We start from the raw sequence: 25,266 nt of genomic DNA, 5'->3' as shown, positions 1-25,266 counted from the left end.
TTTGTGTGGAAAAAACAAAAAATTATATGGGTAATACCCATTATTTGTGTGATATTAATTTTGGCTGGATTATATATATATAAACAAAATCAAGTAGAAGAAATGACTTATTCTACATTCTTAGAAAAAGTAGAAGCTGGACAAATTGAAGAAGTAGTTATTGATGGAAGTTCAAAAATGAAAGTAAAGGTAAAAGGGGATCTTGATACTTCTTATATTACAGATAATCCAAGAAACCCAGAGTTAAAAGAATTTTTATTGAAAAAGAATATAAAAGTAGAAGAAACTGATTCTATAACAACCACTAATATATTTCAAGGGCTAATAATGTTAGGTATATTTTTTATAGCTTTTAGATATGCCTCTAAAAAAATTACACCTCAAAATTCAGGGAGCTCTATGAATTTAAATATAAAAGAATTAGAATTTAATAAAATACAGCATTTTTCTTTTTCTGATGTAGCAGGGAATGAAGAAGCTAAGGAACAAGTTGAAGATATTATAGATTTTCTTAAAAATCCAGAAAAATACGTAAAGTATGGAGCTAGAATGCCTAAGGGAATTATTTTTTATGGACCTCCAGGAACAGGTAAAACTTTGATGGCAAAAGCTATATCAGGAGAAGCAAAAGTGCCATTTTTTTCTGTTTCAGGTTCTGATTTTGTTCAGATGTATGTAGGGGTAGGAGCAAGTCGTGTTAGAGAACTTTTTGAAAAAGCAAGAAAAGCTGGTAAAGCAGTAATTTTTATTGATGAAATAGATGCCTTAGGGAAAAAAAGAGCCAATAATCCTACTGGAGGAAATGATGAGAGAGACCAAACCTTAAATGCTCTTTTAACTGAAATGTCAGGGTTTAAAGAAAACGAAGGAATTATTGTTATTGCAGCTACTAATAGACTGGATATTTTAGATGAAGCTCTTTTAAGACCAGGACGATTTGACCGTCATGTAGAAATTGGGCTTCCAGATGTTAATGGAAGAGAACATATATTAAAACTTCATGTAAAAAATAAACCTATTTCTGATCAAGTAGATTTAAAAAAATTAGCTAAACAAACAGTGTATTTTAGTGGTGCTATGTTAGAGAATCTTTTAAATGAAGCTGCTATAATTTCAGCTAAAAGAAATGGAAAATTTATTGATTGGAATGATATTGATAAAGCTTTTTATGCAGTTGTAGCAGGTTCAGAAAAGAAAAATAGAGATGCTATACTAAAAATAGAAAGAGAAATTACAGCTTATCATGAAGCAGGACATGCGCTTATTACTAAATTAGTGGCTCCTAATAATACAGTATCTAGAGTTACTATTATTCCTAGTACTAAGGGGGCAGGAGGATTTAGTATGAATATTCCACCAGATAAAATGTATTATACTAAAAAAGAAATGGAAGCACAGATAAAAATAAATCTTGCTGGTAGAGTAGCAGAAGAATTAATTTTTGGAGAAGATAATATTACAACAGGAGCAAGTAATGATATAGAAAAAGCTACTAAAATTATTAGGGATTATATTATTAAATATGGAATGAGTAAAAAAGTAGGTTTACTTAATATGGATGTATTATTTAATAATAAATCTCAAGGATTTGTAGAAAAGACTTTAATAGAAGAGTGTAGTAAAAGTATAAAACGTTTATATGATGAAACTAAAGAAACTATGATTGAAAATAAATTTTATTTAAATCAAATAGCAGAAATTCTTTTATTAAAAGAATCTATTAATGAAGATGATTTAAATGATATTATGGAAAGAAATTTTATAATAGAAGAAAAAAATGTAAATAAGTCACATTTTCAAAAAGCAATGAGGATTAAACCTGTAGTAGAAACTGTATAAAAATATCATATTCCCACAAATACTATTTTAAAGATTATTTTATATGAATATTTATATTAGGACAAACATAAAAATGACTTAGGAGGTGGGAATATGAATTATGTAACTAAATACACAAAAAGAAGAAATGTGGTTAAATTATGTTTAAATACTAAAAAAAAGAGAATAATAGAGAGTATGTATACTATACCAGAAAACAGATTAATAAAAAGAATATCCTTTACAGGAAATACTATAGAAGAAATAGTATATATTTATTTTGAAAAAATTAACAAATATAATATACTAGGATATAAATCAAATAATACAAGAGACGGGAAAATTATCTTTGTAGAATTTAATTAATATTATGAGAAAAACATATAATTTGGGATATAGGAATTTCTACTATGCAAAAGGGATTAATATAAATAGATATGTATTCTCTATTTACATTTATAAGAATTCCAGTATAACCAGAGCCACTGTATCCACCACTTTTTAAAAAAATTGTTATAGTTTGCCCTATATATTTTTCTAAAACATTTTTTAAAATAATTTTATTTTTAGGCTCATTAATTAATCTAAATTTTGATTTGTGTAGATTTTTATTTTTAAATTTATTAAACATATACATTATATAAAATATTTTCCACATAATATGTTCTCCTTTCTTTATATATTTATTAATAATAATTGGCGAACGTTGTTCGCCAATTATTATTTGCTAATATCTATTCTGATTTTTTCAAAAGATTTGTTATTAGCAGATCTAGTAGGAGAATATAAGTGAATATTAAAGCTAATATTATTGGAACTTTCTAGTTCTTTACCATCATAAGAAATAATTTCATACCCTATTACATTATATAAATAATAAGGTTTTAAATTCCCTTTTTGATCAATATAATTTAGTTCTATTTGATCTATTTTATAATCTATAGGAGATGCCCATAAAGGTTTAAATCCTATACCAATAATTTTCCCAGAAATTTTTGAAGAAGTAGTATTATGAGGAGTAAAACATTTTATATTATAACCTTTTATAACAAATTGAGTTAAAATAGATTTTAAATTTTCTATTTCTTGAAGATTCATTTTATTCACCACCGTAGAAATATCATAGTATATTTTATGTTCTTTTTTTTAGATATAGTTCTAATATACATAAAAAAGTAATTAATATAATTTCATGAAAGAAATAATATTATCAATATTTGTATATATAGAAAATCTATTGTATTTGTAATTTCTAAGACTAAATTTATATTTTACATTTTAAAAAACTTCTAAGAATATTTTTATTTATTAAATAGACAAATAAATTACTAACACTAAGTATAATTCCAGTTAATACATATTATTTTATAAAATACAAAATAAACATGATTATATAAAATACAAAAATAAAAAGTATTAAATTGTTTTAAATAATAAAATTCCCTTAAAAATATTTAGAAACTATTAGATATTTTTTTAAGTAATATTCATGGTTTTTACTTCTTATATTTAATGTTATAATAATTTTTAAAGTAAGTTGTTATTTTTTATATTTTTATATGAAAGTTTTTTATTTTTTAAAATTATAAAAATTATAAATAAATCAGAAAGAAGGTGCTTTATGGATCTTTCACATCCCGTAGAAGTAGTAAAAGGAGTGGGAGAACAGACATTAAAAAAACTTAATAAATTAGGAATATATACGGTGGAGGATCTTTTATATCATTTTCCAAGAAGTTATGAAGATAGGTCTAAGATAATAAAAATAAGTCAAATAGAGTATAATAAAACAAATACTATTTTAGCTAAAATAAATACATTACCTCAAAATATAAAAAGAGGAAAAAAGATTATTACAAAAGTTAATTTAAGAGATGATAGTGGTAGTATTTTTGCTGTTTGGTTTGGACAACCTTATTTAAAAAAACAATTTAAATTAAACGATACTTATATTTTTACGGGGAAAGTTACATATAAATATGGTCAAATTCAAATAGAATCTCCTGATTATGAAAAGATAGTAGATGATAAAGATATTTTTACAAAAAGAATAATACCAATTTATCCTAGCACATATAAATTATCTCAAAAAGTGATTCGCCAAATAATTTATAATGCTTTAGTAGAAACACAAAATCAATTAATTGAATTTTTACCTCTTTGGATTAGAAAAAAATATAAATTAGCTGACTATAATTATGCTATACATAATATACATTTTCCAGAATCTGAGGATAGTTTTCTTATTTCTAGGAAACGATTAGTATTTGAAGAACTTTTTTTACTTCAAACTGGACTTATGAGTATTAAAAATAAAATAGGTAAAAATAAGAAGGCAATTAAATTTAAAGAAATAAAAGAACTAGATGATTTTATAAAATCTCTTCCTTTTGAATTAACTAATGCCCAAAAAAGAGTATTTAATGAAATTAAGCAGGATATGATAAATGATAAAATAATGAATAGATTAGTTCAAGGAGATGTAGGTTCGGGAAAAACAATAATTGCGGCATTAGCTTTATTTTTAGCTGTTAAAAATGGATATCAAGGTGTTATGATGGCACCTACGGAAGTTTTAGCAACTCAACATTACAAAGGATTGACTCCTTTATTAGAGAAATTTAATATTAAAACAGGACTTTTAACGGGTTCTCTTACTAAAAAACAAAAAGAAAATATTTTAAATCAAATTAAAAATGGAGATATAGATATTGTTTTTGGAACTCATGCTCTTATACAAGAAAAAGTTTCTTTTAAATCTTTAGGATTAGTAATTACTGATGAGCAACATAGATTTGGAGTAAGACAAAGAAATATGCTATCAGAAAAAGGAAATAATCCAGATGTTCTTGTTATGACTGCTACTCCTATTCCTAGAACTTTAGCGTTAATATTATACGGAGATTTAGATATCTCTATTATAGATGAATTACCACCAGGAAGGAAAAATATAGATACTTATGCTGTAAATTCTTCTTATAGGCATCGTATTTATCAGTTTATAAAAAAAGAATTAATAAATGGTAGACAAGCTTATGTTATTTGTCCTATGGTTGAAGAAGCAGAGGAAGAAAATCTTAAATCAGTTATTTCATATACAGAAGAATTACAAAAAGAATTTAAAGGATATAAAGTAAGTTATTTACATGGGAAAATGAAGCCAAAAGAAAAGCAAAAAATAATGAATGACTTTTCAGAAGGGAAAATACAAATATTAGTATCTACTACAGTTATAGAAGTAGGAGTTAATGTACCTAATGCAACTATTATGCTTATTGAAAATGCAGAAAGATTTGGTCTAGCACAACTTCATCAACTTCGGGGAAGAGTAGGTAGAGGAGAATTTAAATCTTATTGTATTTTAATCACAGATTCTAAAAATAAAGTAACAATTGAAAGAATGAAAATAATGAAAAAAACTAATAATGGATTTAAAATTTCAGAAACAGATTTAAAAATTAGAGGTCCTGGAGAATTTTTTGGTACTAGACAACATGGATTACCAGATTTAAAAATTGCTAATTTGTATAAAGATATTCCTATTTTGAAAAAAGCACAAGAGGCTTCCGAGATAATATTAAGTATAGATCCTAATCTTGATAAAGAAGAACATAAATTTTTAAAGGAAAAAATAAATAAATTTTTTGAAGAAAAAATAAAAAATATTTCATTATAATATTTCTACATTTTAACAATTATATTCGACAAGAATTTGCATATAATATTAGTGTACCCACTAAAAAATTAAAATAGAAGGGTATTAAAATATATTGACGATATAGGAGGGTTTTGAATATGGCAAGTAGAAATAGAAAAGTAGTTCCACAAGCTAGAGCAGCTTTAGAACAATTTAAATATGAAGTGGCAAATGAAATAGGAGTTCCTTTAAAACCAGGATATAACGGAGATTTAACTTCTGCACAAAATGGTTCTGTTGGTGGATATATGGTTAAAAAAATGATAGAACAACAAGAACAACAAATGGCTGGACAAAATATTAAATAAATATTTATTATAAATAGAAAAAGGAATGACTTAAGTCATTCCTTTTTCTATTTAAATATAGATAGAAAGAAACTAATTAATATATAAAGGGAGAGGAAAATAAAGAAAATATGAGATGATTCGATAATATTATGTGTATAATAATTGACATTTATTCTGTTTATTATAAAATTATATTTATAGGGAAAAGATTTGTTGATTTTAGTATTTTAATAAGAATAAATTTACATTGGAGGAAATATATTGAGAGTAATTGCAGGAATAGCTAAAGGACATAATTTAAAAGCACCAAAAGGGATGGAAACTCGTCCAACCACAGATAGAATTAAGGAATCTCTATTTAATATTATATCACCAGATTTATATGAATGTTCTTTTCTTGATTTATATAGTGGAACAGGGGCAATAGGAATAGAAGCTTTAAGTAGAGGAGCTAAAAAAGCAGTATTTATTGATAAGTCTCCAATTTGCAAAAAGATTATTAAAGAAAATTTATTACATACAAAATTAATAGATAAGGCGGTAATTTATCAGCTTAATGTAAATTTAGGGCTGGATATTTTAAAGAAAAATAATGAAATATTTGATATTATTTTTATGGACCCTCCATATTCTTTAGATATAATTACAGAAACTTTAAACAATATCGCAGAATATGGTATATTAGACAAAAAAGGGTACGTTATAATTGAACATTCTTCTAAAAAAGATATACAAATTCCAGATAATTTTCTACTGTGGAAAGAAAAAAAGTACAAAACTACTAAGATTACATTTTTAAAATTATTGGAGGGGAATATATGAAAATAGGAGTTTATCCAGGAAGTTTTGATCCAGCTACTTATGGACATTTAGATATTATAAAAAGAGCTTCTCAATTAGTAGATTATTTAATTGTTGGAGTTCTTAATAATGTTAGAAAAAAGCCACTTTTAACTGTTGAAGAAAGGATTAAATTGCTTCAAGACATAACAGAAGATTTAGATAATGTTTCGGTTGAAGCTTTTTCAGGATTATTAGTTGATTTTGTAAAAGAAAAAAATGCTAATATTATTATAAGAGGACTAAGGGCTGTAACTGATTTTGAATATGAGCTACAAATGGCTCAAGTTAATCAAAGTTTAGATAAAAATATTGAGACAATTTTTTTAGCAACAAGTGTACAGTATTCTTTTTTAAGCTCAAGTCTTGTTAAGGAAATAGCTAAATTTGGTGGGAATGTTGATTCTTTAGTTCCTCAAAAGGTTTCAGATTATATGAAGAAAAAATATATATGAGGGGGATTATTATGGAAAGTATATTAAAGTTGTTAGAATTAATGGAGGATATTCTAGATAATAGTAGTGCAGTTCCGTTTACAGGAAAGGTAATGGTAAATAAGGAAGAATTATATGAAATAATAACAGACATACGTTTAAAGTTGCCTAATGAAATAAAACAATCTAAATGGGTTCTTGAAGAGAGAAATAAAATTTTAATTGATGCTCAAAAAGAAGCAGAAAATATAATAAAAGAAGCTGATGATAAACTTTCAAAGTTAATAGATGAAAATGAGGTTACGAAAAAAGCATATGAACAAGCAGAAGAAATTATAGAAAATGCAAAAAAAAATTCAAGAGAAATGCGTTTAGGAGCTATAGAATATGTTGAAGAAATTTTATTAGCTGTAGAAAATACAATAAAACAAACTTTAGAAAATATACATAATGAATCTTCAAAATTAGAGGAATCTTTAGGAAAAACTATTAATTTGCTTCAAAGTAATAGACAAGAATTAAAAGGCAAAAACACATAAAAATCGTACTTTATAGTACGTTTTTTTTTGTATTTGTAATGGTTATTATAGCGAATATTATACAAAAAAGTGAACAGATGTAAAGCCATATATTGTTAAATATATTATTTGAAGATGAATAGGTAAAAAGGTTAAAGACATTACTAGTTTTTAAATATATTTTATCTATATATGGATAAAATATTATTGTATATATAAAAGCAAATATAGATTGTATGAATTTTGAACATCCATAAATAAAAATATTGATATCAGAATAACTAATCATGCTAATAGTTTGCATAAATATTGATAAGCCTCCCCAGGCAATTATAGAATTAATCAGTATAATTTTTTGATTAAGAGGAGCAGAAGTTGTTCCTATTATATTTATTCCATTGGTTATTTCAATTATTCCCATTATAAATCCTGAAATTAGATCATTGTCAAAAACTAATCCTATAATAGAAAAAACAGTATAAAATATATCAGTTAACACTTTCATTATGTGGAATAACTTTAGTAGTTCGGATATAACAGAAAAAAGTATAATAAATCCCCCTATTTGAGATATCATTTCCATAGAATTCATAATACTTTCTTTAAGAATAAGGCCTATTTTTTTAGATTGATGTTTTTGTTTGATTATGAGTGTATTAATAGCTTGTTTTAAAATATGATTATATTTTGGCTTTTGATGAGATTTTTCTTTTTTATAAAATCTAAATAAAATTCCCACAGATAAAGAAGATAAATAATGAATTAGTAAAAGAAAACAACCAATTTCTGGGCTGGAAAGTATACCTACTGATACGGATCCTAGTATAAATAAAGGGCCACTATTATTGGAGAAAGAAATAAGTCTTTGAGCTTCTACTTGAGTAATTTGTTTTTTAGACCTTAAATCTGCAGTGATTTTAGCACCTACTGGATATCCTGATATAAGTCCCATAATCCATGCAAAGGCGCCAATACCAGGAACATTAAAGATAGGCCTCATAATTGGTTCGAATAGTACTCCTATAAAATGTACAACACCCAATTCTATTAAAAGATAAGCTCCTATCATAAAAGGGAATAGAGAGGGAAATACTGTATTAAACCATAAAAGAAGTCCTTTTTTAGAAGCAATAAATACTTTTTCTGGGAAAATAAGAATTCCAATTACAACTATAATAACGATAAATATAAAAATAAATTTATATTTTTTTATAGATGTTTTTTTTATTTCCATTAAACTTCCCCCATAACCATAGTAAAAAACTGTCTTCTATAAATATATATTTATTAATTATTAGTTTATACATATATATTTAGCGATCTAAAATAATTACAGGGGAAGAAAATTCTTTTCCAATTATTCTATATAAACTATTAGGATAATGAAGACTATATATGTTTGTAGAAATCACTTCTTTTTCCAACATTTTTTTTATTAATCCTTGAGATCTTTGATATGAATCTTTAAAATTTGAAATTATAGGAATACAAGCATTTTGTTTTAATTTTTTTAATAAAAAAGATGCACTTTTTCTAAAACCTAATATACGTATATATTGAGGCCCACCATTTTTATGAAATTCCCAGAAATCTTCAGATTTAATTTGTAAGATAATATTAAGTAAACTTCTTTGGATACTAGTCAAAGTATATCTCTTTGTTTTTATTTTTTTAACTAAATCATCAATAAAAAAATTATTGGCTGACAAATCAAAAATTCTATTTTCAAGTCCTTCTGTAATCCCCATAAATCCTTTTAATTCTTTTTTTGAAATAGTTCTAAGTACATAATTGAGTTCTAAAGAAAAATCATTAAGATACACTGGAGCTAATCCTTTATTTATAGTTTCTAATAATAGTTCTGCACAATCTTTAGGTATAGTTTTAAAAAGAATGTCATATTTATTATTTTTAATAGCCTTTCGTATTCCTGTTGCAGATGCAATAGAAGATTCTATATTAGAAGAATGATAGTGTTCTCCTTTTCTTTTTATAGTAAAAGGAACAATAGAACTATTTAAAGCTTTTAAAGCTTTTAAATATTCTATTCCTAAAATATTATTAGGCGATGATAAAATTTCATTTAACTCATTCTCTGATTCAAATATATTATTTTGACGTAATGAATCTAATAATGCCTTGTTTCTTGCTTTCGGGAAGGTAAGCCCTTTAGATAAATATTTTTTTATATTTATTTTAAAATCTTCTGGTTCATTGTATAAAAAATTAGCTATTTGTGATAATAATTTTAAATTTCCATGTTCACTACCAAAACAAATTGAGTCTATAATCCCTGATTTATGAAGAAGAGAAATAGCTCCAAAGCTAAAAAATTCTGCACTAGAGATTGAATATATAACGGGAAGTTCTATAACTAAATCAGCACCCGCCTTTAAAGCCATAAGAGTTCTTGTCCATTTATCAATTATAGCTGGTTCTCCTCTTTGTACAAAATTACCACTCATAACAACTACACAAAAATTTGATTGAGTAATTTCTTTAGATTTTTTTAAATGATATAAATGTCCATTATGAAAAGGATTATACTCTGTTATTATACCAACAGTTTTCATAAAAAATCTCCTAATTTCATTTATTTTTAATATTATATTTAATTTTACTACAATATATGTTATTTAACAAAAAAAATTATAAACTTTTGGTCAAGAGTATTGTATACAATGAGCAATTTGTTTATAATAAAAGAAGAAAATATTGAAAGGGGTAAGAACTGTGGATTTTTTAACATCAATTAAAGAAAGAGCAAAAGCAGATAAAAAGACTATTGTTTTACCAGAATCTTTAGAAAGAAGAACATTGGAGGCTACTGAGACAATTTTAAAAGAAGATTTGGCCAATATAATATTAATTGGCAATGAAAAATCTATATTAAGTAAAGCAGAGGGATTAGACATTTCTAAAGCTAGAATTATTGATCCTAATACATATGAAAATATGGAGGATTTTATTGAAACATTAGTTGAATTAAGAAAACATAAGGGAATGACAAAAGAAAAAGCGGCAGATTTACTTATAAACAACCCATTATATTTGGGAGTTATGATGGTTAAAAAGGAAGTTGCAGATGGAATGGTAGCTGGAGCAGTAAATTCTACTGCTAATGTACTTAGACCTTCATTGCAAATTTTAAAAACAGCACCTAATACAAAATTAGTGTCTGCATTTTTTATAATGGTGGTACCTAATTGTGAATATGGAGCAAATGGAACATTTCTTTTTGCAGATTCAGGGCTTGTTCCAAATCCTAATTCTGAAGAGTTAGCAGCGATTGCAATTAGTTCTTCAAAATCTTTTAGACAATTAGTTGGAGAAGAACCAATTGTTGGTATGCTTTCATTCTCAACTAAAGGAAGCGCAAGTCATGAAGATGTAGATAAAGTAGTAGAAGCAGTGAAAATAGCAAAAGAATTAGCTCCAGATTTAAAATTAGATGGAGAATTTCAATTAGATGCTGCAATTGTTCCTAGTGTTGGAGCAAGTAAGGCTCCAGATAGTGATATTGCAGGAAAAGCTAATGTACTTGTATTTCCAGATTTAGATGCTGGTAACATTGGATATAAATTAACTCAAAGATTAGCGAAAGCTGAAGCTTATGGTCCTATTACCCAGGGGATTGCAAAGCCTGTAAATGATTTATCAAGAGGTTGTAGTGCTGATGATATAGTAGGAGTTGTAGCAATTACTTGTGTTCAAGCTCAAATATCAGAAGAATAAAATATAAGTTTTTAAAATTATTTTGTAATAATTTAAATAAGTAATAAGGAGACGATATTAATGAATATACTTGTAATCAATTGTGGGAGTTCTTCTCTTAAATATCAATTAATTAATATAGAAGAAGAAAAAGTTTATGCAAGAGGACTTTGTGAAAGAATTGGAATAGATGGGTCAAGAATCAAACATACTCCAGAAGGAAAAGAAACTATTATTAATGAAATTCCAATGAATAATCATAAAGATGCAGTAAAATTAGTAATAGACGCTTTAACTAATAATGATTATGGAGTTATTAAAAATATGGATGAAATATCTGCTGTTGGACATAGAGTTGTTCATGGAGGAGAATATTTTAGTGAGTCCGTTATTATCAATGAAGAAGTAAAAAAAGCTATTGAAGAATGTAGTGATTTAGCACCTTTACACAATCCACCAAATTTAATAGGAATTGAAGCTTGTGAACAATTAATGCCTAATACACCTATGGTTGCTGTATTTGATACTGCATTTCATCAAACTATGCCTAAAGAAGCTTATTTATATGCAATTCCTTATGAATTATATAAAAAGCATAAAATAAGACGTTATGGTTTTCATGGAACTTCTCATAAATATGTAGCAAATAGAGCTGCGAATATTTTAGGAAGACCTATTGAAGAATTAAAAATTGTTACTTGTCATTTGGGAAATGGTGCTAGTGTATGTGCTATAAAAAATGGGAAATCTATAGATACAAGTATGGGATTTACTCCTTTAGCAGGATTAGTTATGGGGACTCGTTCAGGAGATATTGACCCAGCTATTGTAAGTTTTATAATGGAAAAAGAAAATATGTCTGTTAAAGAAGTAGATAATTTATTAAATAAAAAGTCTGGAGTGCTTGGATTATCAGGAGTTTCTAGTGATTTTAGAGATATTGAAGCTGCTATGAAAAATGGAAATGAAAGGGCTAACATAGCAATGGATGTATTTACTTATACAGTTGTAAAATATATAGGAGCTTATGCTGCTGCAATGAATGGACTTGATGCTATAGTATTTACAGCAGGACTTGGAGAAAATAATCATGAGATTAGAAGAGATATATGTAAACATGTAGAATTTTTAGGAGTTAAAGTAGATGAAGAAAAAAATAATTGCAGAGGAGTTGAAAGAGATTTTTCAGCAGAAGGAGCAAAAGTTCATACACTAGTAATTCCTACTAATGAAGAATTAATGATTGCTTATGAAACAAAGAATTTGCTTAAAAAATAATTTATTGACAAATAATAACCCTGTATGTATAATATCAAGAGTAGCCTTACAGGGGTGATATAATGATACTAAATATATCTAAAATTATGAAGATTCCCGATGCTACTATGAAATTATCTTTTGAAGAAAATATTAATTTCATAGAATCTAAAGCTGAAAAAATAAAATTAGTTAGCCCTATTAAATTTAAAGGGGAACTAATTAGTGATGGGAAAATGTTATATTTAAATGGTGATGTTAATACGGTTTTAGAGTTACATTGTGACCGATGTACAAAGCCAGTACCAACTTCTTTATCTATAAGAATAGAAGAAAAATTTGGTAGTTATGAAAATGATGAAGAAGAAATTCACATTATTAGTGGTAATGAAATTGATTTAACCCCTATACTAATTAATGCTATTTTATTAAATATACCCATGAAAGTAGTATGCAGCGAAGAATGCAAAGGGATTTGTCCACAATGTGGAAAAAATTTAAATGAGGATACTTGTGATTGTAAAGAAGAAGTAGTAGATTCTCGCTTTGCAGTTTTAAGAACATTATTTGATAGTTCTAAGTAAAAATCTTCTGCTGTAAATAAGGGGTCTATTTATGGTTAAGGAGGTGTAGAAATTGGCTGTACCAAAAAGAAAAACATCTAAAGCTAGAAGAAATAAGAGAAAAGCAAATTGGAAATTAACTTCTCCAAATTTAGTTTCATGTCCTAAATGTGGGGATTTAATGATGCCTCATAGAGCATGCAAGTCTTGTGGAACATATAATAAACGTGTGGTATTAGATGTAGAATAAAATTTTTAAAGACAGCTTTTGCTGTCTTTTGTTCTATTTAATTATATAAATTTTAATAGATTTTTATATAGGGAGAATGGGGAGGTTGTTATGGCAAATAATATAATTATTGCAGTTGATGCAATGGGGGGAGATAATGCTCCTAATGAAATTATAAAAGGATGTATAGAAGCATTAAATCAAAATAATATACATATTATTTTAGTAGGAAATCAAGATGCTATTAAGAATGAATTAAATAAGTACTCTTATGATGAAACTAAAATATCGATTATACATACTACAGAAATTATAACAATGGAAGAATCTCCGGTTGTTGCCATAAGAAGTAAAAAAAATTCCTCCATGGTAGTAGGGTTAAATCTTTTGAAAGAAAAGAAAGCCGACGCTTTTATATCAGCAGGAAGTACAGGAGCACTTTTAGCAGGAGGAACATTTTTAGTAGGAAGAATAAAAGGTGTAAAAAGACCTGCTCTTGCTCCACTTATTCCAAATAAAAAAGGATTTTCTTTGCTTATAGATTGTGGAGCTAATATGGACGCAAAGCCTGAATATTTGTTGCAATTTGCTCAAATGGGATACATATATATGAAAAACATCATGAATATTCCATCCCCCAAAGTTGGATTGGTAAATGTAGGTACAGAAAAAGAAAAAGGAAATCAACTTACAAAAGAAGCTTATACTCTAATGGAAAAAGCAGATATTAATTTTATAGGAAATATAGAAGCTAGAGATATTCCTTATGGAAAAGCAGATATTGTTGTATGTGATGCTTTTACAGGGAATGTTATTTTAAAATATACAGAAGGATTTGGTCTTTCTTTATTTGATATAATAAAGGAAGAAATTATGAGCAATGCTATATCTAAAATAGGAGGATTATTATTAAAATCTGCTTTTAGGAACATAAAAAATAGATTTGATTATACTGAATATGGAGGAGCACCCATGTTAGGATTAAAAGGATTGGTTGTAAAAGCACACGGGAGCTCTAATGCAAAAGCTATTAGTAGTGCTATTAAGCAAGCAATTAAGTTTAAAGAACAAAGGATAGCAGAGGAAATTGAACAAAAAATAAATAAATAATAAATTTTCATATTGACGTCTTAAAGAGTATATACTATTATCAAAATATAAAAACTGGAAGAGGTGATTACATGATACTAGAAAAAGTAAAAAAAATTATAGCTGAACAACTAAATATTCAAGAATCAGAAATTACAGAAGATACATCTTTTCAAGATGATTTAGGGGCAGATTCTTTAGACATATTTCAAATTGTTATGGCATTAGAAGAAGAATTTGATATGGAAATTTCAAATGAAGATGCAGAAAAAATTATTACTGTAAAAGATGCTGTAGAATATATAAAAAATGCAACTAATAATGAATAAAAAGTCCTTTAAAAGGGACTTTTATTATTGTAATCAAATTTATGGAGGTGATAAAATGAAAAATATAAAAGATGAAAAAATATCAAAGTTTGAAAAAATTATTGGATATACCTTTAAAAATAAAAATTTGATAATAGAAGCTTTAACCCATAGTTCTTATGCTAATGAAAATAGAAAGTATAATATACCTAATAATGAAAGATTAGAGTTTTTGGGAGATGCTATTTTAGAGTTAATTATTAGTGATTTTATTTTTCATAAATATCCTAATATGCCAGAAGGAGAATTAACTAAACTAAGGGCTAGTATTGTATGTGAAGCATCTTTAGCTAATATTGCAACAAAAATGAATTATGGAGATTTTCTTTATCTTGGAAAAGGAGAAGAATTGTCAGGAGGAAGAAGAAGAACTTCTATCTTAGCAGATGCTTTTGAGGCTGTATTAGGAGCAATTTATTTAGATGGGAAAATGGAAAGTGCAGTTAATTTTATAAATAAAGTTTTGATTCCATCAATTGAAACAATAAAAGATAATAACATGTATATGGATTATAAGACACTTCTTCAAGAAAAAATTCAAAAAACAAGTTCTATTCCTGTTGATTATCATATAGTTAATGAAAAGGGGCCAGACCATGATAAATTATTTTTTGTTGAAGTTAGACATGAAGGGATTACTCTTGGAAAGGGAGAAGGAAAAAGTAAAAAAGAAGCAGAACAAAATGCTGCATTTAATGCATTAAATAGTTAATTTGGGGTGAATCTATGTATTTAAAAAGATTAGAAATACAAGGCTTTAAATCTTTTGCAGACCCTTTAAAATTAGATTTTAATAAAGGAATTAGTGCTATAGTAGGCCCTAACGGAAGTGGGAAAAGTAATATTGCAGATGCCATTAGATGGGTTTTAGGAGAACAGAAAGTTAAAAGTCTTAGAGGCTCTAAGATGGAAGATATTATTTTTGCAGGAACTGAAAATAGAAAACCTTTAGGATTTGCAGAAGTATCTATTACTTTAGATAATACAGATAAAAAAATACCTATTTCTTTTGAAGAAGTGACTATTACAAGACGAGTTTATAGATCTGGAGAAAGTGAATATTCTATCAATAGGACCTCCTGTCGTTTAAAAGATATTTATGAATTATTTATGGATACAGGAGTAGGAAAAGAAGGATACTCTATTATTGGACAAGGTCAAATTGATAGAATACTCAGTAGTAAACCAGAAGATAGAAGATTTTTATTTGAAGAAGCAGTAGGAATTGTTAAATATAAAAATAGGAAACAAGAAGCGGAAAAAAAATTAGAAATAGAAAGACAAAACTTAATTCGTATAGAAGATATTATAAGAGAATTAGAAAAACAAATAGAACCTTTAGCTAAAAGTGCGGAAAAGACAAAAAAATATTTAGATATAAAAAATAAACTAAAAAAGGTAGATTTAAATTTATTTTTAAAAGAAGCCGATAATTTAAAATCTCAAATATCTGATCTTGAAGAAATTTATGAAAATAATAATGAAAATCTTTTAAATCAAGAAAAACTTAATACTAAACAAAAAGAACAATATGAAATTGTAAAACAAGAAATAGAAAAACTTGATGAAAAAATATTTAAACTTCAAAATGAAATTATAGATATTAAAACAATAATTGAAAAATCTCAAGGAGATAATAAAGTTATTCAACAGGATATTATCCATTTAAATGAAAACATAAAAAGACTTCAAAATGAATGTAATGAGATTCAAAATAAAATATTTAAGAATGATGAAGAAATAAATAAATTAATAGTTAAAAAAAATGGTATAGATTTAGAACTAAAAATTAAAGAAGAACTTTTAGAAAAATATGAAAAAGATTTTAATGAGCTTACAAAATTATTGTTATCTAATGAAACAGAAATTGAAAAATATAAATCTGATATTATTGAAAAAATGAATGAAGCTTCAGAAATAAAGAGTAATGTTCAAAGAATAAATTCTAATTTAGAACAAATTAAAAATAGAAGAGATCAAATAAAGCATGAGAAGGAAAAAGTTGCAACCCAATACAAAAATCAGCAAGTTCATTTGAATGCGCTTAAAAAAATACTGAATGATAAAAAGAATAAATTAGAAATTATACAAAAAGATATAGATGATTTAATTAATAAAAATAAAAAAATAATTAATGTAGTAAATAAAAAATCTAATGAAATAAATTTATTAACAGAAGAAAAACATCGTATTAAGTCTAAAAAGCAAATTATAGAGCAAATGGAAAAGGAATACGAAGGATTCAGTAAAAGTGTTAAAAATATTCTTTTATTAAAAAATAAAAATCCTATTAAATGGGAAGGAATTTGTGGAGTTGTAGCAGAGTTAATTAAAGTTCCTAAAGGATATGAAGTTGCTATAGAAGTAGCTTTAGGAAGTAGATTACAAAATATTGTTACAACAACAGAAGAAGTTTCTAAAGATATCATTGAATATCTTAAAAAGAATAAATTAGGAAGAGCAACTTTTTTACCGTTGACATCTATAAAAGGAAATTATTTAGGCAGAGAAAAAGAAGAGATTTTAAAAGAAGAAGGTATACTTGGAGTTGCTTCAGACATAATTAAATATGATAGTATTTATAAAAATATTATTTCTTATTTATTAGGAAGAGTATTTATTGTAAAGAATTTAAATTTTGGAATAAAAATTGCTAGAAAATATGACTATAAGTATAAAATAGTTACCTTAGATGGGGAAGCTTTAAATGCTGGAGGTTCAATAACAGGAGGAAGTATATACCAAAAATCTAGTAATTTCTTTTCAAGAACAAGAGAATTAGAAGAATTAAAACATAAATTAAGCCAAATTTCAAAAAAACTGGAATGTTATCAACAAGAATTAGAAACTTATGAAAAAGAAAAAAATAGAAATATATTTTTAATAGAAAATAAAGAAAAAGAAATTCAAGATATTAACATGCAAATTATATCGGAAAACCATAAAATAAAACAATCTAAAGAACTTTTAATAGAAATAGAAGAAAGAAAAAGACAATTATCAATAGAAGAAGAACAGTTAAAGATTCAATATGAAAATTTTTTAGAAAAATTAAATAAAGAGACTTCAATTCTAAAAAAGATTGAAGTAGAAATTGAAGAAATACATAATAAAGTTGAAGCTCATCAATCTCATTTACAAACAGAAAGAACATCGAAAGAAAGTTTATCTATTAGTATTACAGAAATAAAAATTGAAATTTCTTCATTAAAACAAAAAAATCAATATATTTTAGAAGATATAAAACGTTTAGAAAATGATATTAAAAATTTAAATTTAGAAAAAAATAAAAAAGAAGAAGAAATACAAGTTCTTTCTAAAGAAATAAAAATAAAAGAAGAAGAAATTATAAAAAATAAAGAAAAAATACGAGAATTAAATTTAAATTTGGGCACGAATGCTGATCTGCAAAATAAATTACAAAAAGAAAAAAGAGAAAAAAACATAATACTCAAACAATATGAAAATAACATAAATAAAACAAGAGAAAACATTGATTTGATTAAACAAGAAATTCATAGAATAGAAAACAAAAAAACTAAATTAAAGTTAGAAGAAGAAAATTTATATAATCGTATATGGGAAGAATATGAAGAAACTTATAATTCAGCCTTAAAATTTAAAGAAGATATAGGAAGTATATCTGAAATGAAAAATAAATCTCAATATTATAAAAATCAAATTAAAAATTTAGGAAATATTAATTTAGATGCTATTGAAGAATATGAAAAAGTGAAAGAAAGATATGAATTTTTAATAAATCAAAAAAAAGATATTGAAGATGCAGAGAAAAAACTTAGAAATATTATTAAAGAATTAATTTCTTCTATGGAAAAACAATTTATTAAAAATTTTTCCATTATATCATCTAATTTTAATAAAGTTTTTGTTGAATTATTTGGTGGAGGAAAAGGATATCTTCAATTGGTAGATGAAAAAAATATTTTGCAATCGGGAATAGAAATAATTGCTCAACCCCCAGGGAAAAAATTGCAAAATATGACTTTATTATCTGGAGGAGAAAGAGCTTTAACAGCCATTGCCCTTTTATTCTCTATATTGAAAATGAAACCTTCTCCATTTTGTGTTTTAGATGAAATAGAAGCAGCATTAGATGATGCAAATGTAAACAGGTTTGCTAATTATTTAAAAAAATTTAAAGATACTCAATTTATTGTTATAACCCATAGAAAAGGGACTATGGAAGCAGCAGATACATTATATGGTGTAACTATGCAAGAACAAGGAATATCAAAATTAATATCAGTAAAACTTTCTGATGTTCAGGATGAAGAGGCAAGTTAAAAAAGGAGTGAAAAGATATGGCAATATTTAAGAATTTATTTAATAGAGATAAAAAACAAGTAGAAAAAAATAAAGAACAAGAAAGAGCAGGAAAAGCAATAGTAGAAGAAAATATGGAAGAAAGTATAGAGGAAACAGTTATAGAAGAAGATAAAGGACAGAAAGAAGAAGAAACAGAAATAATTGAAGAAGATAAAGAGCATAAAGAAGAAATGGTAGAAGAAAAAGTATCTCAACCTAAAAAAAGTTTTTTTTCTAAATTAGTTAAAGGATTAACTAAAACAAGAAGTAATATTATGGATGGAATAGATCAAGTTTTAAAATCTTTTAAAAAAATAGATGAAGAACTTTATGAAGAATTAGAAGAAGCTCTTATTATGGCAGATATAGGAGTTTCAACTACTATGAACATCATGGAAAATTTAAGAAAAAGAGTAAAAGAAGAAAAAATTACAGAGGCAATAGAGCTTAGACAACTTCTTATAGAAGAAATTTCAAAACTTCTTGAAAAAGGAAACCATGAAGTTAATATAGAAGAAGGGCCAGTTGTTATTTTAGTTATTGGAGTTAATGGAGTTGGTAAAACTACAACCATAGGTAAATTAGCTCACAATTTTAAGAAACAAAAAAAGAAAGTACTTTTAGCAGCTGCAGATACTTTTAGGGCAGCAGCTATTGAACAATTAGAAGTTTGGGGAGATAGAGTAGGAGTAGATGTTATTAGGCACCAAGAAAACTCTGACCCAGCAGCAGTAATATTTGATGCTATACAAGCAGCTAAGTCAAGAAAAATTGATGTATTGATATGTGATACAGCTGGAAGATTACATAATAAAAAGAATTTAATGGAAGAATTAAAAAAAATATTTAGAATAATAACCAGGGAATATCCAGAAGCTAAAAAAGAAGTTTTTCTAGTATTGGATGCAACGACAGGACAAAATGCTCTTCAACAAGTAAAATTATTTAAAGAAGTTGCAGATATTTCAGGAATTGTTTTAACAAAGTTAGATGGAACTGCTAAGGGAGGAATAATTGTTGGTATTAGTTCTGAAATGAATATTCCGGTTAAATATATAGGAGTAGGAGAAGGAATTGATGATTTACAACCATTTAATCCTAAAGAATTTGCCACAGCTTTATTTGCGAATTATGATGATTAAAATTTTCTTGACAAACTAATGATTTTACTATAGAATACTTCTGTAAAGCAGAACAACTTTACACCCATTTAAAATGTGGTGATTTTATGGAACGTATATTAGAAATTTCATTATTATATGATTTTTATGGAGAATTATTAACAGATAGACAAAAAAATATATTTGAGTTATATTATCATAATGATTTGTCTTTAGGAGAAATAAGCGAACAATTAAAAATCAGTAGACAAGGAGTTTATGATACTTTAAGACGATCTGAACATATTTTATTTCAATATGAGGAAAAACTTAAATTAGTAAAACGGTTTATTGCTAATAAAAATTATATTAAAGAAATTCTTGATATAGTAGAAAGTATAGAAAAAGATTTATCTAAAGAAGCAGTAATTAAAATTAATAGAATAAAAGCTATTGCCCATAAAATTTTAAATGAATAATTAGGAGGCTTAGTTCATGGCTTTTGAAAGTTTATCTGATAAGCTTCAAAGTGTATTTAAAAAACTTAAAAGCAAAGGGAAATTAACCGAAAAAGATGTTACTTCTGCTTTACGTGAAGTAAAATTGGCTTTATTAGAGGCTGATGTAAACTTTAAAGTAGTAAAATCATTTATTAATAAAATTAAAGAAAGAGCCGTAGGACATGATGTTTTAGAGAGTTTAACTCCAGGGCAACAAGTAATAAAAATAGTACATGAAGAATTAATTAGTTTAATGGGAAGTACTCAAAGTAAGCTTACATTTTCTAATGTTCCACCTACTGTATATATGATGGTAGGATTGCAAGGAGCAGGGAAAACAACTACTTCTGGTAAGTTAGCAGGACAAATCAAAAAAATGGGAAAAACTCCTCTATTAGTTGCTTGTGATGTTTATCGTCCTGCAGCAATAAAACAGCTTCAAGTAGTAGGATCGCAAGTAGATGTTCCTGTATTTTCTATGGAAGGTGTTAATAATCCAGTTGAAATTGCAAAAAAATCTCTTGATTATGCAAAAGATAATAATAATGATGTAGTAATTATTGATACAGCAGGAAGATTGCATATAGATGAAAAATTAATGGATGAACTTTCAGATATTAAAGCTTTTGTAAAACCTCAGGAAATTCTACTTGTAGTTGATGCAATGACTGGACAAGATGCAGTTAATGTAGCAGAAAGTTTTAATGAAAAGTTGGGTATAGATGGAGTTATATTAACAAAATTAGATGGTGATACCAGAGGTGGAGCAGCTTTATCTGTACGTTCAGTAACTAATAAACCTATAAAATATGTGGGCTTAGGAGAAAAATTAGAAGATCTTCAAGCATTTCATCCTGATAGAATGGCTTCAAGAATATTAGGAATGGGCGATGTTCTTAGTCTTATAGAAAAGGCTCAACAAAATTTTGATGATAAAAAAATTGCAGATTTAGAAAAAAAGATAAGAAAAATGGAATTCGATTTCGAAGACTTTTTAGAACAAATGCAACAAGTTAGAAAAATGGGGCCATTAAATCAGCTTTTAGGAATGATTCCTGGGATGAATATGCAAAAATTAGGCAACATTGATATTGATGAAAAAGAAATTGCCCATGTAGAAGCTATTATAAAATCTATGACTAAAGAAGAAAGAAGAAATCCTTCCATTTTAAATGGGCCTAGGAAAAAAAGAATAGCTCTAGGAAGTGGAAGAAGTTTACAAGAAGTAAATAGGCTTATTAAACAATTTGAGCAAATGAGAAAAATGATGAAACAATTTTCAGATATGAGTAGAGGCAAAAAGGGTAAGTTTAAACTTCCTTTTATGTAATATATTAAACCGATTAATTTTGTAAGGAGGTGAAAAATTATGGCAGTTAGAATTAGGTTAAAAAGAATGGGTGCAAAAAAAGCTCCTTTTTATAGAATAGTTGTTGCTGATTCCAGATCTCCTAGAGATGGAAAATTTATTGAAGAAGTTGGATATTATGATCCAACAAAGGACCCAGTAGAATTAAAAGTAGATGAAGAGCTTGTTCAAAAATGGTTAAAAAATGGTGCTCAACCTTCTGACACAGTAAAAGCTTTATTAAAAAAAGCTAATGTACTCCAGTAGTCAAAAGGTTTGAGGAGGTGTAAATAATGAAAGAACTAATAGAAGTTATTGCTAAAGCTTTAGTAGATAATCCTGAAGCAGTAGAAGTTAATGAAATAGAAGGAGAACGTTCCGTTATTTTGGAGTTAAAAGTAGCTCCAGAAGATATGGGAAAAGTTATAGGAAAACAAGGTAGAATTGCAAAAGCAATTCGTACAGTTATAAAAGCAGCGGCAACTCGTGAAAATAAGAGAGTTGTAGTTGAAATTTTGCAATAAATTTAGACTAGGGATAACCTAGTCTTTTTATATATATTCATTTTATAAATTAATGCAAGGAGGATATATATTGTCAAGTTATATAGAGATTGGTAAGATTGTAAATACTCAAGGTATCCGAGGCGAAGTAAGAGTTATTCCTATGACCGATGACCCAAAACGTTTTGAATTATTAAATTATATTTATATAGAAAATAGAAATATATTAAATGAATATGAAATAGAAAGAGTTAGATATCATAAAAATTTTGTATTATTAAAGTTAAAAGGAATATCTTCAATGAATGATGCGGAAACTTTAAAAAATAGTATTATAAAAATTCCTAGAGAATTAGCACTTCCTTTAGAAAAAGATGAATATTATATTGGAGATTTATATGATTTAGATGTATATACAAATGAAAATGAATATTTAGGGAAAATTGTTGACATTATTTTTACAGGAAGCAATGATGTTTATGTTGTAAAAAAAGAAGGAGCTAAAGAGATACTTATTCCAGCAATTAAACAATGCATATTAGATGTTGATATAGATAATAAAAAAATGACAGTATTTTTAATAGAAGGATTGAGAGATTAATGAATTTTTATATTCTTACATTATTTCCCGATATGATTAAATCGACAATGTCTTATAGTATTTTAGGGAAAGCTCAAGCTGCAAAAAAAATAAATATTGAATGTATAAATATTAGAGATTTTTCGAAAAGTAAACATAAGCAAGTAGATGATTATCCTTATGGTGGAGGACCAGGGATGGTCATGCAACCACAACCTATATATGATGCTTATGAATATATAATTTCAAAATATAAAATTAATCCAAGGGTAATCTATATGTCTCCTCAAGGAAAGACTTTTTCTCAAAAAATTGCTAAAGAATTATCCATAGAAAAAGAGTTAATAATTCTTTGTGGACATTATGAAGGAATAGATCAAAGAGTAATAGATGAAATAGTTACAGATGAAATTTCTATTGGAGATTATATTCTTACAGGAGGAGAATTAGCTGCTATGGTAGTTATAGATGCAGTAGCAAGATTAGTTCCTGGAGTTCTTGGTAGAAAAGAATCTTTTGAAGAAGAATCTTTTTCGAATAATTTATTAGAATATCCCCAATACACAAGACCACCTGTTTTTAGAGGTAAAGAGGTTCCTAAAGTATTATTATCTGGTCATCATGAAAAAATAAAACAGTGGAGAAGGGAACAATCTCTTAAGATAACTTTAGAAAAACGTCCAGATTTATTAGAAAAAACTAATTTAACTGATAAAGATATAAAGTATATAGAGAAATTAAATAATGAGTAAGATAATATTTATATTTTGAGTAATGATAAAAAGAGCATCTAAGTATTAGAAATTGTAAACAGCTCACCCATAAAAATAGGGTGAGCTTATTTTATTATATGACATTAAATTTCAACTACTTAGAATTATTAATCAAGTAATTTAATTGATATTGTTTGGGAGTAAGATTATATTTATTTTTAAATAATTTTATAAAATATGAAATGTTAGAATAACCAAGACTAAGAGCGACATCTGTAACACTTTCAGTTTTAAGTAGTTTTAAAGCTAATTCTAATTTTTTATTTTTAATATACTCAGTAGGTTTTATGCCTACTATTTTTTTAAATAGATTAGTGAAATTTGATTCGGACATGTTTAAATCTTTGGCAAGTTTTCCTATGTTTATATTATGTTCAAGATTTTCATTAATATATTTAATAGCAATACGTATGGGATGGTTATTTTCTGTATTCAGAATGCTGTAGGTAGTCCTATTTTTTATCAAATCAAAAACTAACTTTTGAGAGTATAAGTCGAATAAAAATTCACTGTTGATATCTTTTTGTTTTGCAGCAAGAAGTAAATTATTTATATCGTCAGCAATATTATGAGTATTTTTCCCTAAAAAATAATTTTGAGTATAATCTATATTTTCCTTAATCTCATCAGGTATATCAATTTTTTTTATTACTGATTTAATCAGTTCATCATTAAGTTCAAAAGCTAAAGCAGTTGTTTTTGAACTTATGTTCATATGAACAAGTGAGTTAGAAGGTAAAAGCAAATAACTATCTTTCCCATAAGAAAATTTATCTTTATTATCTAATATTACTTCTTTTTTTCCATTTAGAATAACACAAAGTCTAGGATAGTTAAAAGTTCTGTATCTACCAGAAGATTTAAATGGTAAGTTATAATAATATAATTTTACATAATCTGTTTCATAACCATTATAATTTTCAAATTGAGCATTTAAGTCATTAATCATATATATCATCACCATTTATTGTTAAAAATATAACTAAATTTGTTAAAAATAATACTAATTTCATTAAAAATATCATAAAATTTTTAAAAAATAATACCATTTTAAAAAAAATGAGCTAGTTTTATTAAAAAGATTGACATATAATTAACTAAGAATATAATAACTAAATAAAAATCTTATGTCAAGTAAATTAGGTAAAATCTTGTCCTTGAAATTATATAAAAATATTAAACAAAATTATTAATTTATTAAATATTAAAAAATATATCTAAGGAGGAAACAATGTATAAAATATTAGATAAGAGAAAATTAAATAAGACCGTGGAACTTATGGTAGTTCATGCTCCTTTTGTAGCACGAAAATGTGAAC

Annotated in this window: 27 protein-coding genes; 22 read left to right on the top strand and 5 right to left on the bottom strand. The window is 26.2% G+C overall.

Translation table 11 applies throughout. The features are described 5' to 3' along the window. The first annotated feature begins 3 nt into the window (after nucleotides 1–3). Nucleotides 4–1,839 (top strand): ATP-dependent zinc metalloprotease FtsH, encoded by a 1,836-nt coding sequence (ftsH, locus tag OM90_RS07835; protein WP_064505516.1) that lies wholly within the window; start codon nucleotides 4–6, stop codon nucleotides 1,837–1,839. A gap of 93 nt (nucleotides 1,840–1,932) precedes the next feature. Next, nucleotides 1,933–2,184 (top strand): hypothetical protein, encoded by a 252-nt coding sequence (locus OM90_RS07830; protein WP_058486343.1) that lies wholly within the window; start codon nucleotides 1,933–1,935, stop codon nucleotides 2,182–2,184. Here OM90_RS07830 and OM90_RS07825 read toward each other — a convergent pair. After that, nucleotides 2,177–2,476 carry a hypothetical protein gene (locus tag OM90_RS07825; protein WP_058486342.1) on the bottom strand — a complete coding sequence of 100 codons (300 nt, stop codon included), beginning with the start codon at nucleotides 2,474–2,476 and terminating at the stop codon, nucleotides 2,177–2,179. The two genes, OM90_RS07830 and OM90_RS07825, sit on opposite strands and share 8 nt — an antisense overlap. A 62-nt stretch (nucleotides 2,477–2,538) precedes the next feature. Then, nucleotides 2,539–2,916 (bottom strand): hypothetical protein, encoded by a 378-nt coding sequence (locus OM90_RS07820; RefSeq protein ID WP_058486341.1) that lies wholly within the window; start codon nucleotides 2,914–2,916, stop codon nucleotides 2,539–2,541. A 523-nt stretch (nucleotides 2,917–3,439) separates the two neighbouring features. Between OM90_RS07820 and recG the strand changes: the two genes are divergently transcribed. From recG to OM90_RS07795, 5 genes are all read left to right on the top strand, one after another. Further along, the gene (recG, locus tag OM90_RS07815) at nucleotides 3,440–5,494 is read left to right on the top strand and encodes an ATP-dependent DNA helicase RecG (protein ID WP_058486340.1); all 2,055 of its coding nucleotides are present in this window, start codon (nucleotides 3,440–3,442) and stop codon (nucleotides 5,492–5,494) included. Nucleotides 5,495–5,613: 119 nt separating this feature from the next. After that, entirely contained in the window at nucleotides 5,614–5,823 is a 210-nt protein-coding gene (locus tag OM90_RS07810) for an alpha/beta-type small acid-soluble spore protein (RefSeq protein WP_058486339.1), read from the top strand. A gap of 243 nt (nucleotides 5,824–6,066) precedes the next feature. Continuing rightward, the gene (rsmD, locus tag OM90_RS07805) at nucleotides 6,067–6,627 is read left to right on the top strand and encodes a 16S rRNA (guanine(966)-N(2))-methyltransferase RsmD (protein ID WP_058486338.1); all 561 of its coding nucleotides are present in this window, start codon (nucleotides 6,067–6,069) and stop codon (nucleotides 6,625–6,627) included. Then, on the top strand, nucleotides 6,624–7,100 hold the full coding sequence (gene coaD / locus OM90_RS07800) for a pantetheine-phosphate adenylyltransferase (RefSeq protein WP_058486337.1): 477 nt from the start codon (nucleotides 6,624–6,626) through the stop codon (nucleotides 7,098–7,100). Before rsmD ends, coaD begins: the two co-directional genes overlap by 4 nt. An 11-nt stretch (nucleotides 7,101–7,111) precedes the next feature. Then, nucleotides 7,112–7,618, top strand: coding sequence for a hypothetical protein (locus OM90_RS07795; RefSeq protein WP_058486336.1), 507 nt, complete (start codon nucleotides 7,112–7,114; stop codon nucleotides 7,616–7,618). A gap of 10 nt (nucleotides 7,619–7,628) precedes the next feature. Here the strand turns inward: OM90_RS07795 and ylbJ are convergent, their stop codons facing one another. Together ylbJ and OM90_RS07785 are read right to left on the bottom strand one after the other, a co-directional pair. Then, complete coding sequence (gene ylbJ / locus OM90_RS07790; protein WP_058486335.1) at nucleotides 7,629–8,831, bottom strand: sporulation integral membrane protein YlbJ; 1,203 nt, start codon at nucleotides 8,829–8,831, stop codon at nucleotides 7,629–7,631. 79 nt (nucleotides 8,832–8,910) lie between these two features. Beyond that, nucleotides 8,911–10,170, bottom strand: a complete 1,260-nt coding sequence (locus OM90_RS07785) for a nucleotidyltransferase (protein WP_058486334.1) — start codon at nucleotides 10,168–10,170, stop codon at nucleotides 8,911–8,913. A 160-nt stretch (nucleotides 10,171–10,330) separates the two neighbouring features. Between OM90_RS07785 and pta the strand changes: the two genes are divergently transcribed. The 15 genes from pta (at nucleotide 10,331) to trmD (ending at nucleotide 23,926) form a co-directional block, all read left to right on the top strand. Further along, nucleotides 10,331–11,332, top strand: coding sequence for a phosphate acetyltransferase (gene pta / locus OM90_RS07780; protein WP_058486333.1), 1,002 nt, complete (start codon nucleotides 10,331–10,333; stop codon nucleotides 11,330–11,332). A 60-nt stretch (nucleotides 11,333–11,392) separates the two neighbouring features. Next, a complete protein-coding gene (locus OM90_RS07775; protein ID WP_058486332.1) occupies nucleotides 11,393–12,589 on the top strand; it encodes an acetate/propionate family kinase in 1,197 nt (398 codons plus the stop codon). A 62-nt stretch (nucleotides 12,590–12,651) separates the two neighbouring features. Further along, entirely contained in the window at nucleotides 12,652–13,152 is a 501-nt protein-coding gene (locus OM90_RS07770; RefSeq protein ID WP_058486331.1) for a YceD family protein, read from the top strand. A gap of 52 nt (nucleotides 13,153–13,204) precedes the next feature. Next, nucleotides 13,205–13,381 (top strand): 50S ribosomal protein L32, encoded by a 177-nt coding sequence (gene rpmF, locus OM90_RS07765; RefSeq protein WP_058486330.1) that lies wholly within the window; start codon nucleotides 13,205–13,207, stop codon nucleotides 13,379–13,381. A 90-nt stretch (nucleotides 13,382–13,471) separates the two neighbouring features. Beyond that, on the top strand, nucleotides 13,472–14,470 hold the full coding sequence (gene plsX / locus OM90_RS07760) for a phosphate acyltransferase PlsX (RefSeq protein WP_058486329.1): 999 nt from the start codon (nucleotides 13,472–13,474) through the stop codon (nucleotides 14,468–14,470). Between the two features lie 71 nt (nucleotides 14,471–14,541). Beyond that, nucleotides 14,542–14,778 (top strand): acyl carrier protein, encoded by a 237-nt coding sequence (gene acpP / locus OM90_RS07755; RefSeq protein WP_058486328.1) that lies wholly within the window; start codon nucleotides 14,542–14,544, stop codon nucleotides 14,776–14,778. A gap of 55 nt (nucleotides 14,779–14,833) precedes the next feature. Further along, on the top strand, nucleotides 14,834–15,529 hold the full coding sequence (gene rnc / locus OM90_RS07750) for a ribonuclease III (RefSeq protein WP_058486327.1): 696 nt from the start codon (nucleotides 14,834–14,836) through the stop codon (nucleotides 15,527–15,529). 14 nt (nucleotides 15,530–15,543) lie between these two features. Beyond that, nucleotides 15,544–19,122 (top strand): chromosome segregation protein SMC, encoded by a 3,579-nt coding sequence (smc, locus tag OM90_RS07745; RefSeq protein ID WP_058486326.1) that lies wholly within the window; start codon nucleotides 15,544–15,546, stop codon nucleotides 19,120–19,122. A gap of 212 nt (nucleotides 19,123–19,334) precedes the next feature. Beyond that, on the top strand, nucleotides 19,335–20,285 hold the full coding sequence (gene ftsY / locus OM90_RS07740; RefSeq protein ID WP_058486375.1) for a signal recognition particle-docking protein FtsY: 951 nt from the start codon (nucleotides 19,335–19,337) through the stop codon (nucleotides 20,283–20,285). An 86-nt stretch (nucleotides 20,286–20,371) separates the two neighbouring features. Further along, on the top strand, nucleotides 20,372–20,722 hold the full coding sequence (gene ylxM, locus OM90_RS07735) for a YlxM family DNA-binding protein (RefSeq protein ID WP_058486325.1): 351 nt from the start codon (nucleotides 20,372–20,374) through the stop codon (nucleotides 20,720–20,722). Nucleotides 20,723–20,738: 16 nt separating this feature from the next. After that, complete coding sequence (gene ffh, locus OM90_RS07730) at nucleotides 20,739–22,073, top strand: signal recognition particle protein (protein WP_058486324.1); 1,335 nt, start codon at nucleotides 20,739–20,741, stop codon at nucleotides 22,071–22,073. 39 nt (nucleotides 22,074–22,112) lie between these two features. Beyond that, on the top strand, nucleotides 22,113–22,358 hold the full coding sequence (rpsP, locus tag OM90_RS07725; protein WP_058486323.1) for a 30S ribosomal protein S16: 246 nt from the start codon (nucleotides 22,113–22,115) through the stop codon (nucleotides 22,356–22,358). A gap of 26 nt (nucleotides 22,359–22,384) precedes the next feature. Further along, on the top strand, nucleotides 22,385–22,615 hold the full coding sequence (locus OM90_RS07720) for a KH domain-containing protein (RefSeq protein WP_058486322.1): 231 nt from the start codon (nucleotides 22,385–22,387) through the stop codon (nucleotides 22,613–22,615). 70 nt (nucleotides 22,616–22,685) lie between these two features. Next, nucleotides 22,686–23,195 carry a ribosome maturation factor RimM gene (gene rimM / locus OM90_RS07715; RefSeq protein WP_144428562.1) on the top strand — a complete coding sequence of 170 codons (510 nt, stop codon included), beginning with the start codon at nucleotides 22,686–22,688 and terminating at the stop codon, nucleotides 23,193–23,195. Beyond that, nucleotides 23,195–23,926, top strand: coding sequence for a tRNA (guanosine(37)-N1)-methyltransferase TrmD (gene trmD / locus OM90_RS07710; RefSeq protein ID WP_058486320.1), 732 nt, complete (start codon nucleotides 23,195–23,197; stop codon nucleotides 23,924–23,926). Before rimM ends, trmD begins: the two co-directional genes overlap by 1 nt. Nucleotides 23,927–24,041: 115 nt before the next feature. Here the strand turns inward: trmD and OM90_RS07705 are convergent, their stop codons facing one another. Then, entirely contained in the window at nucleotides 24,042–24,896 is an 855-nt protein-coding gene (locus OM90_RS07705; RefSeq protein WP_058486319.1) for an AraC family transcriptional regulator, read from the bottom strand. Between the last annotated feature and the right edge of the window lie 370 nt (nucleotides 24,897–25,266).

It is taken from the genome of Defluviitalea phaphyphila, assembly GCF_001466305.1.
Classification (GTDB): Bacteria; Bacillota; Clostridia; order Lachnospirales; family Defluviitaleaceae; genus Defluviitalea_A; species Defluviitalea_A phaphyphila.
The sequence above is the reverse complement of the archived record's forward strand: the minus strand, read 5'-3'. Positions and strand labels throughout refer to the sequence as shown.

Coding starts and splice junctions, on each gene's coding strand:
- rpsP (WP_058486323.1), top strand. CDS start 22,113: ATGGCAGTTAGAATTAGGTTAAAAAGAATGGGTGCAAAAAAAGCTCCT.
- ftsY (WP_058486375.1), top strand. CDS start 19,335: ATGGTAGAAGAAAAAGTATCTCAACCTAAAAAAAGTTTTTTTTCTAAA.
- OM90_RS07825 (WP_058486342.1), bottom strand. CDS start 2,476: ATGTGGAAAATATTTTATATAATGTATATGTTTAATAAATTTAAAAAT.
- OM90_RS07775 (WP_058486332.1), top strand. CDS start 11,393: ATGAATATACTTGTAATCAATTGTGGGAGTTCTTCTCTTAAATATCAA.
- OM90_RS07705 (WP_058486319.1), bottom strand. CDS start 24,896: ATGATTAATGACTTAAATGCTCAATTTGAAAATTATAATGGTTATGAA.
- rnc (WP_058486327.1), top strand. CDS start 14,834: ATGAAAAATATAAAAGATGAAAAAATATCAAAGTTTGAAAAAATTATT.
- plsX (WP_058486329.1), top strand. CDS start 13,472: ATGGCAAATAATATAATTATTGCAGTTGATGCAATGGGGGGAGATAAT.
- OM90_RS07720 (WP_058486322.1), top strand. CDS start 22,385: ATGAAAGAACTAATAGAAGTTATTGCTAAAGCTTTAGTAGATAATCCT.
- ylxM (WP_058486325.1), top strand. CDS start 20,372: ATGGAACGTATATTAGAAATTTCATTATTATATGATTTTTATGGAGAA.
- trmD (WP_058486320.1), top strand. CDS start 23,195: ATGAATTTTTATATTCTTACATTATTTCCCGATATGATTAAATCGACA.
- ffh (WP_058486324.1), top strand. CDS start 20,739: ATGGCTTTTGAAAGTTTATCTGATAAGCTTCAAAGTGTATTTAAAAAA.
- acpP (WP_058486328.1), top strand. CDS start 14,542: ATGATACTAGAAAAAGTAAAAAAAATTATAGCTGAACAACTAAATATT.
- ylbJ (WP_058486335.1), bottom strand. CDS start 8,831: ATGGAAATAAAAAAAACATCTATAAAAAAATATAAATTTATTTTTATA.
- OM90_RS07810 (WP_058486339.1), top strand. CDS start 5,614: ATGGCAAGTAGAAATAGAAAAGTAGTTCCACAAGCTAGAGCAGCTTTA.
- coaD (WP_058486337.1), top strand. CDS start 6,624: ATGAAAATAGGAGTTTATCCAGGAAGTTTTGATCCAGCTACTTATGGA.
- OM90_RS07795 (WP_058486336.1), top strand. CDS start 7,112: ATGGAAAGTATATTAAAGTTGTTAGAATTAATGGAGGATATTCTAGAT.
- OM90_RS07830 (WP_058486343.1), top strand. CDS start 1,933: ATGAATTATGTAACTAAATACACAAAAAGAAGAAATGTGGTTAAATTA.
- recG (WP_058486340.1), top strand. CDS start 3,440: ATGGATCTTTCACATCCCGTAGAAGTAGTAAAAGGAGTGGGAGAACAG.
- OM90_RS07770 (WP_058486331.1), top strand. CDS start 12,652: ATGATACTAAATATATCTAAAATTATGAAGATTCCCGATGCTACTATG.
- smc (WP_058486326.1), top strand. CDS start 15,544: ATGTATTTAAAAAGATTAGAAATACAAGGCTTTAAATCTTTTGCAGAC.
- OM90_RS07820 (WP_058486341.1), bottom strand. CDS start 2,916: ATGAATCTTCAAGAAATAGAAAATTTAAAATCTATTTTAACTCAATTT.
- OM90_RS07785 (WP_058486334.1), bottom strand. CDS start 10,170: ATGAAAACTGTTGGTATAATAACAGAGTATAATCCTTTTCATAATGGA.